Annotated in this window: 6 protein-coding genes; 2 read left to right on the forward strand and 4 right to left on the reverse strand. The window is 58.5% G+C overall.

The window, feature by feature from the left end; translation table 11 throughout:
- Positions 1–125: 125 nt before the first annotated feature.
- Positions 126–2,348 (reverse strand): FtsX-like permease family protein, encoded by a 2,223-nt coding sequence (locus ACTQXM_RS08775; RefSeq protein WP_441537629.1) that lies wholly within the window; start codon positions 2,346–2,348, stop codon positions 126–128.
- Positions 2,338–3,123, reverse strand: a complete 786-nt coding sequence (locus ACTQXM_RS08780) for an ABC transporter ATP-binding protein (RefSeq protein ID WP_427719015.1) — start codon at positions 3,121–3,123, stop codon at positions 2,338–2,340. The genes ACTQXM_RS08775 and ACTQXM_RS08780 overlap by 11 nt, the downstream gene beginning before the upstream one ends.
- Before the next feature lie 262 nt (positions 3,124–3,385).
- On the opposite strand from ACTQXM_RS08780, the gene vsr reads away from it, so the two are divergent.
- A complete protein-coding gene (vsr, locus tag ACTQXM_RS08785; protein WP_441537628.1) occupies positions 3,386–4,375 on the forward strand; it encodes a DNA mismatch endonuclease Vsr in 990 nt (329 codons plus the stop codon).
- A 699-nt stretch (positions 4,376–5,074) separates the two neighbouring features.
- Here the strand turns inward: vsr and ACTQXM_RS08790 are convergent.
- A complete protein-coding gene (locus ACTQXM_RS08790; RefSeq protein WP_022095149.1) occupies positions 5,075–5,932 on the reverse strand; it encodes a class II fructose-bisphosphate aldolase in 858 nt (285 codons plus the stop codon).
- A gap of 334 nt (positions 5,933–6,266) precedes the next feature.
- Here ACTQXM_RS08790 and ACTQXM_RS08795 point away from each other — a divergent pair, with 334 nt between their 5' ends.
- Complete coding sequence (locus tag ACTQXM_RS08795; RefSeq protein WP_441537627.1) at positions 6,267–7,070, forward strand: DeoR/GlpR family DNA-binding transcription regulator; 804 nt, start codon at positions 6,267–6,269, stop codon at positions 7,068–7,070.
- Between the two features lie 64 nt (positions 7,071–7,134).
- Here the strand turns inward: ACTQXM_RS08795 and ACTQXM_RS08800 are convergent.
- Positions 7,135–7,207: IS3 family transposase (locus ACTQXM_RS08800; protein WP_441537142.1), on the reverse strand; the 73-nt coding region annotated here is incomplete at its 5' end.

The raw sequence follows: 7,207 nt of genomic DNA on the forward strand, positions 1-7,207 counted from the left end.
AGATTGAAGGGCCTGACGCCGGAGGAGTTCCGGAACCGGGCCCTTGCGGCGTAGTCGCTATTTATTCAGTCCAAGTTTCGGGGCGCAGTTCACTGTCCCCTTTGTGGTGGTTCTGGACTAGAAGGTTACTCGCTGTAGCGGGTGGCTATGGCAGCTCGCACCATTCCGGTGCTCATGAGGTAGGTCACCAGGAAGTAGCCACCGTACGCTGCCAGGAAGATCGCGCAAGTGAGGCCCACGGTGCCGCCGATGCTCATATTTCCGAATATACTCACCAGCTCGATGATCACCTTAAGTGCCACAAAGGAGTGCGCCAGGCCCACTGCCAGCGGGAACAGGAAGAATACCGCTTGCTGCGCCATCACCGAATGGCGAATCTGGCGGTCGTCGCAGCCGATCTGTGCCAGCACACGATAGCTGCGGCTGCCGTCGGCAACGTTGGAGAGTTGCTGGATCGACAGAATCGCCGCGCACGCAACGACCAGTACAAAGCCAATGTAGATGGCTAGGTAGCTAATAAGACCGTTCATTTGCGCTGCTTGCGTGTACATCTCGGAGCGTGTGATGAAGATTCCCCACGATCCCGGCTCCTTGCCGTCAACGAGCAGATTGTCGAGCACAGTGTATTCAATGCTCTCGTCTGCCTCGGTCTTATCCATCCCCTGTTTGTAGTTAACGAGCAGGCTACTGGAATACGGCTGCAGATTAAGTTGGGACAACAGCTCGTCGGCAACGACGACGGTACCCGGATTACTGCCCATCGCCGAGTTGGCGATGGCCGCCGTGTCCTCGTCCGACTTATCGGTTGCGGGCTTGAGCGTATGCCCGCCCAAGGTAAGGGCATGGCCGCCGGCCATATACTTGGTGTACAGGTCGATCAGCTCACCGCCCATATCACACGTAAGCAAGTACTGGTCGCGGCCAATGCTCACCGGCTCCTCGCCCATCATCTGACGCAGCTTGTTGTACTGGCTCGCCGGCGTCACAAACAGACCTATCACATCGGGCTTGCTACCCCCGAACGCCTTGGGAAGCTTTTCGCCCATGGTCTTGCACATCTCACCCGCAGACACCGAAGGACTCGAACCGGCAAGCGGGTAACTTAGATACGAATCGATCTGCACATGCTCACTGGCGACATCGGCAATATTGACCTTCTTGCCGGTCTCGTCGTTGTTGTCCGCCGACTTGCCCTTACGATCGCCGTGCCATGGATCGCCGTGCCATGCGGAGTACAAATCGACCGTTGTATCGGCCAGCACCATGCGATCGGCTTCAGACGGATTGACGTACTCTTTGTAGTAGTCGAGCGTATCGGGCGTGTAATAGACATACGTCTGCGACATATCGGCCGGCGTATAGCGCTCCAGATTCTCGTTCATCACATTGGCAATCGACATACCGCACGTCACCGAGGTGATGGCCAAAAACAGAAGCATCGCGATGACGCCCATCGAAAAGCACACCGTGTTGACCTTGGCCGCAAGCTGGCGCACGATAAACATGTTGAGGCCGCGCCAATACACGCCGCGCAGGCTCTGCAGCAGCTTGATAAGCATGCCCGAGAGTCCCCAAAACAGGGCAAAGGTACCCACGGTAACCATAGCGGTCGTAATGCCAAACTGGTTCATGGCCTCTTGCAGCTTGCTGTCCGTCGCGGTTAGCGGGAACCCATCACGTAGCAGACGGTAATAGGCCACGCCCACAAGCACCACGCCCACAGCAAAGATGGCAATCGCGATCCAGGGGTTGCGTGTCTTGATGCTCTCATTGCGACGCTCGGCACCCATAAGCTCGATGAGTTTGGTACGACGCACGGCGCGAAGGTTCAGCAGCAGCGTGAGCACAAACATTACGAGCATGCAGGCAAGGGTCAGGTTGAACGCATGCACCGAGAAAAAGAAGTGGAAATTGGCGATCTGTGTCTTAAAGAGCGAGGCCGTAAAGAACGTCATGAGCTGGGAGAGTCCCACACCCAGCACAATGCCGGCGACAAAGGCCACAACCGATACTATCACCGTCTCGAGCGCCATGATCGTGGCGACGCGCCCGCGCCCCATACCGAGCACCTGGTACAGGCCAAACTCCTTCTTGCGCCGTTTCATGATGAAGTTATTGGCATACACCATCAAAAAGGCCATGACACCGGCCAAAAAGTACGTCAGGTAGCCGAGCATGCTGCCCATAACCTGCGCCAAGCCCTCTTCATCGATTCCGGCGATGTCGACCTGCATCGAGATGGTGTTAAAGGCATAGAAGACCGTGACGCCCAGGGTGAGCGTCAAAAGGTAGACGAGGTAGTCGCGGCCGGCGCGGCGGACGTTGCCCCAAGCGAGTTTACAGAGCATCGGAGCCCTCACCGCCCATCATGGCAACGACCTCCATAATGCGGTCGAAGAACTCGCGGCGGTCGGTGTCTCCGCGGCGCAGCTCGGTGAAGATCTTGCCGTCGCGAATAAACAGCACACGGCTCGTGTAGCTGGCGGCAAAGCTGTCGTGCGTGACCATGAGCACGGTGGCGCGCAGGCGGCGGTTAAGGGCCTCCAGGCTCTCGAGCAGCAGGCGAGCGCTCTTGGAATCGAGGGCGCCGGTGGGCTCGTCGGCCATGATCATGGTGGGGTCGGTGACGAGCGCGCGAGCCGCGGCAACGCGCTGCTGCTGACCGCCGGACATCTGGTAGGGATACTTGTCGAGCACCTGACTGATGGACAGGCGCGCTGCCACATCCTGCACGCGGGTCGAGATCTCTGCCGAGTTTGTGCGGGCGATGGTGAGCGGCAGGGCGATGTTCTCGCGTGCCGTGAGCGTATCGAGCAGGTTGGAGTCCTGGAAGATAAAGCCAAGCTCCTCGCGGCGGAACTGCGAAAGCTTAGCCTGCTTCATGCGCGTCACGTCCTGGCCGTTGATGCGGATCGTGCCACTTGTGGCACTATCGATGGTCGACACGCAGTTGAGCAACGTCGACTTGCCCGAGCCCGAAGCGCCCATGATGCCAACGAATTCGCCGCGGTTGACGGTAAAGCTGACGTCGTTGAGCGCGCGGGTCACGTTGCCCAGCGCTCCGTATACCTTTTCGAGATGCACGACTTCCAGTACCGGGGTCGCCATGTGCGTGGTTTGCATACCGAGTCCTTTCTTGCGATTAGTCTACGGCATCTATAGTCGCAAGAAGCCGAGTCGGCTACCATCGATATGGCTTACGCTTGCCTTACCGTTGCGTAAGGTAGGGGTAGTCTTTTTGGGACGGGGCTTTTTTAGCTACCCTATCCGTAGCCTTCGAAGCATGAGGCCGCATTTGACATAGGGCAGCTAAAAAAGCCCCGTCCTAAAAAGACTACCCAAATGAGCTGCCTTGTCATGTGTTGATGCTGAGAGAGGACTCCTGTTGAAGACTGTTCATGTTGCCGCTGGGATCATTCGCAAGGAAGGATCTGACGAGCTGCTTGCCGTGCAGCGCGGCTATGGCGACATGCGGGGACTTTGGGAGTTTCCCGGCGGCAAGCTCATGCGCGGCGAGACGCCCGAGGACGCCGTACGCCGCGAGCTCATGGAAGAGCTGCGGGTAAAAGTCACCAACCTGCGCGATTTTTACACCGTTGAGTATGACTACCCCGATTATCATCTCTCAATGGAGTGTTACTACTGCTCGCTGGCTAAAGAATCCGATGAGCCCCAGAAGCACGACCGCCAGCTCGATATCCGCTGGATTCCGCGTACCTCGCTTGCTACGGTGGAATGGATGCCCGCCGACAAAGGGCTTATCGATGCTCTGATTGAGCTGAAGGAAGACCGGCTTGAGGTTAACGGCGCCGCCGATGACGCCACGCCCAACACGGCCGACAAACCCGCCACCAAGCCCAAGCGCGCACCTAAGCGCCGCAGCAAAAAGCGTCCCAAGCCCGGTCTGCTCGACGGCATCGATACCTCGGACCTCTCCGCTGACGAGCGCGAACTGGTGCGCCGTCGCGCCGCTATAAAAAAGTCCATGAAGGGCAACAAGCGCGCCAACACCAAACCCGAGCTGCTCGTTCGCCAGCGCCTGCGGGCAGCGGGCCTTACGGGATACCGTCTGGAATGGAAGGTACCCGGCAAGCCCGACATCGCCTTTCCCGGGCGCAAGATCGCCATTTTCGTCAACGGCTGCTTTTGGCATCGCTGCCCTAAGTGCAATCCGAGCCAGCCCAAGCGCAATGTTGAGTTTTGGGAGGCAAAGTTTCGCCGCAACGTCGAGCGCGACCGAGCCGCCATCGACGCGCTTACCCAAATGGGCTGGACGCCCATCACCGTCTGGGAATGTGAACTAAAGAAAGACCGCATCGACGCCACCATGGAAAAGGTCATCGAACAGGTACGCGCCGCCGCACCGCAGCGCTAACAGCGATCAGTCACACGCTCCGCACGTCCGCGCCACATCCGAGCCGCAAACCTTAGAAAGCCCTTAAGCTCAAAACCTTTCAAGAGTGTTATTCGATACCTTTGACCTGCGGTTTCATTGTTATATCAAACCTGATTAAGCCTTTCTTTAGCGCTTCTTTGCAGCAGCCGCGGCATAATACTGCCAACGCACGGGACCTAGCAGCACACCCCGTGCGCAACCTTTTGGTGGACATCGAGGAGGCCGCATAAGCATGCATTCTTCCAATGACGCAGCACAGCAGCCATCCCTAAAACATGCAGACTTTTTCTCCTTCCCCCCGACACAGAGAAACTGCCTCCTCGACTCCCCCACCACAAAAGCCAAACGCTCAACCGATCAGAATCTCAACTTGCGAATATCCTTCGATAAGCTCCAAGCATCCCTAAACAAGTCATTCCCCAACCAAGCCCGGGCATACTAACCCCCACCAACAAAGCGCCCCTCGCGCCCCACCCCTTCAGCCCCAACGCCACAAGGGCGATCGAGCAGGGCCGTCCGTAAACGGAAAAGGGCCTATCTCTCAGAACATTCCGCAGGACGGAGGAAGCCCCGCAGCGCGTAGCGCGCAGCGGGGCTTCCGACATGTCCGAGGACGTTCTGAGAGATAGGCCCTTTTCCGTTTCCAGACGGCCCGGTGGGATCAGAGTACCCTTGCTGTTACTCTGCTTTACCCACAGAGTTGAGGTTGGTCATGCGGATCTTAACCAGCTCGGTGATCTCACGCATGCCCTCCTTGGCCGGCTTCTTGGGATCGAAGCAGGCGGGGTTCTCGGCCATGTAGGCCATGAAGCCCTTGGTGTAGGCCTGACGCAGCTCGGTAGCGTAGTTAACCTTGCAGATGCCGTTCTTCACAGCCTCGGCAACCTGCTCATCGGGCACACCGGAAGTGCCGTGCAGAACCAGCGGCACGTCGACGGCGTCGCGGATGGCCTTGACCACGGACTGCTCGATGTGCGGATCGCTCGTGTACACGCCGTGGCTGGTGCCAACGCCAATGGCCAGCGAGGTGCAGCCGGTGCGCTCGACGAACTCCTTGGCCTCGGCAGGATCGGTGTAGGGGCTCTCGCCCTCAACCGCGGGACCGTCGTCCTCCTTGCCGCCAACCTTGCCGAGCTCGGCCTCGACGGGCACGCCCATGGCGCGGCCAGCGTCGGCGACGGACTTGGTCAGGGCAATGTTGTCCTCAAAGGACTCGTGCGAGCCGTCGATCATGACGGAGGTGTAGCCCGTGCGGAAAGCCTGCATGCAGCGGTCATAGCCATCGCCGTGATCGAGGTGCAGAGCGACGGGCACGGAAGCGCGCTCGGCAGCGGCCTTCACCATGCCGTAGAAGTAGTCCAGACCAGCGGTCTTGATGGTGCCCGGGGTGGTCTGCATGATGACGGGGGACTTGGTCTCCTCGGCAGCGGCCAGAACGGCCATAACAAACTCGAGGTTCTCGACGTTGAACGCGCCGACGGCGTAGTGGCCGGCCTGAGCGTCCTTGAGCATCTTTTCGGTGGTAACAAGTGCCATGAGCGTTTGCTCCTCTCCCTCGCCCGCATCTGGAAATCGGGCGTAGTTGTTCACAAGGCGTTTTACCTTGCGTTTTACTGCGCTCATTGTATGAAATTCAGCGGCTTTGCACGTGCGAGATATTGAGTCCATGCAGGCCAATACAGTCGTTTTTGAAAAGTAAACGGAAGGAATCGGAACCGAGTGGGCGTGTTCGATATTGAATTTTGAGCGTTTAGCGTCTTTCTTTTATAGAAAAGATAAGTAATCGAAAGGTGTTTTCTTACTCAAAAAGAAAATGAACGAAAATAGAGTCGACACAATTCCTGCAAATTTAGCCGAGAATGGAGCAAACATGGCCCAAGCTACCAACCGTGCTTTTGCTGACGAGCGCCGTACCGCCATTATGGAAATACTCGAGCATAACGCCTCGGTGCAGGTAGCAGAAATCGCCCAGACCTTTGGCGTGTCCTCCGTCACCGCCCGCGCCGACCTGGACGCGCTCGCCGAAGCAGGCAAGCTGCGTCGCACACATGGTGGTGCCGTATCGCTCCACAAACGCCTGACCGTCTCCACGCAAGATCGCCGCATCAATGTCAACGTCGCCGCCAAGCAGGCCATCGCGCAAAGCGCCATCGAGCTCGTTAATGACGGCGACACGCTGCTCGTCGACTCGGGCACCACGGCGCTCGAATTCGTCCGGCTCCTCGATCAGCGCGACGGCATCACCGTTATCACGGCCGACATTACCATCGCCGATTATATTGACGAGAGCATGCCCTCGGTCGATGTCGTCATGCTGGGCGGGGCACTGCGCAAAGGTCATCGCTATCTGTACGGCCCACTTACCATGCAGGCGCTCCAAATGGTCCACGCCGACCTTGCCGTCATGTGTCCTGGCGCTTTTGTTCCCGGCTGCGGCTTTACGACCGACTTTCCGCAGATGGCCGAGACCAAAGCGGCTATGGTCGGTGCCACCCGTCAAAGCGTCGCCCTCATGGACGCCAGTAAGGTCAACGGACGCGGCATGTACCGTTTTGCCGAGCTTGCCGACGTCGACATCATCGTGATGGACAGCGACCCCGACGCCGCCGTCGCCGCCTCAATCGCCAAGGCCACCGATAGCGCACGTCCAGCCCTCATCATCGCCGGCGCTTAAACAAAAACCACCACAAAGGGCCTTGTTGAACTGCGCCCCGAAACTTGGACTGAATAAATAGCGACTACGCCGCAAGGGCCCGGTTCCGGAACTCCTCCGGCGTCAGGCCCTTCAATCTTACCTGCCTGCGCCGCGTG

The sequence above is a fragment of the Collinsella sp. LCP19S3_D3 genome (assembly GCF_052121455.1).
GTDB lineage: Bacteria > Actinomycetota > Coriobacteriia > Coriobacteriales > Coriobacteriaceae > Collinsella.

Coding starts and splice junctions, on each gene's coding strand:
- ACTQXM_RS08795 (WP_441537627.1), top strand. CDS start 6,267: ATGGCCCAAGCTACCAACCGTGCTTTTGCTGACGAGCGCCGTACCGCC.
- ACTQXM_RS08780 (WP_427719015.1), bottom strand. CDS start 3,123: ATGCAAACCACGCACATGGCGACCCCGGTACTGGAAGTCGTGCATCTC.
- ACTQXM_RS08790 (WP_022095149.1), bottom strand. CDS start 5,932: ATGGCACTTGTTACCACCGAAAAGATGCTCAAGGACGCTCAGGCCGGC.
- ACTQXM_RS08775 (WP_441537629.1), bottom strand. CDS start 2,348: ATGCTCTGTAAACTCGCTTGGGGCAACGTCCGCCGCGCCGGCCGCGAC.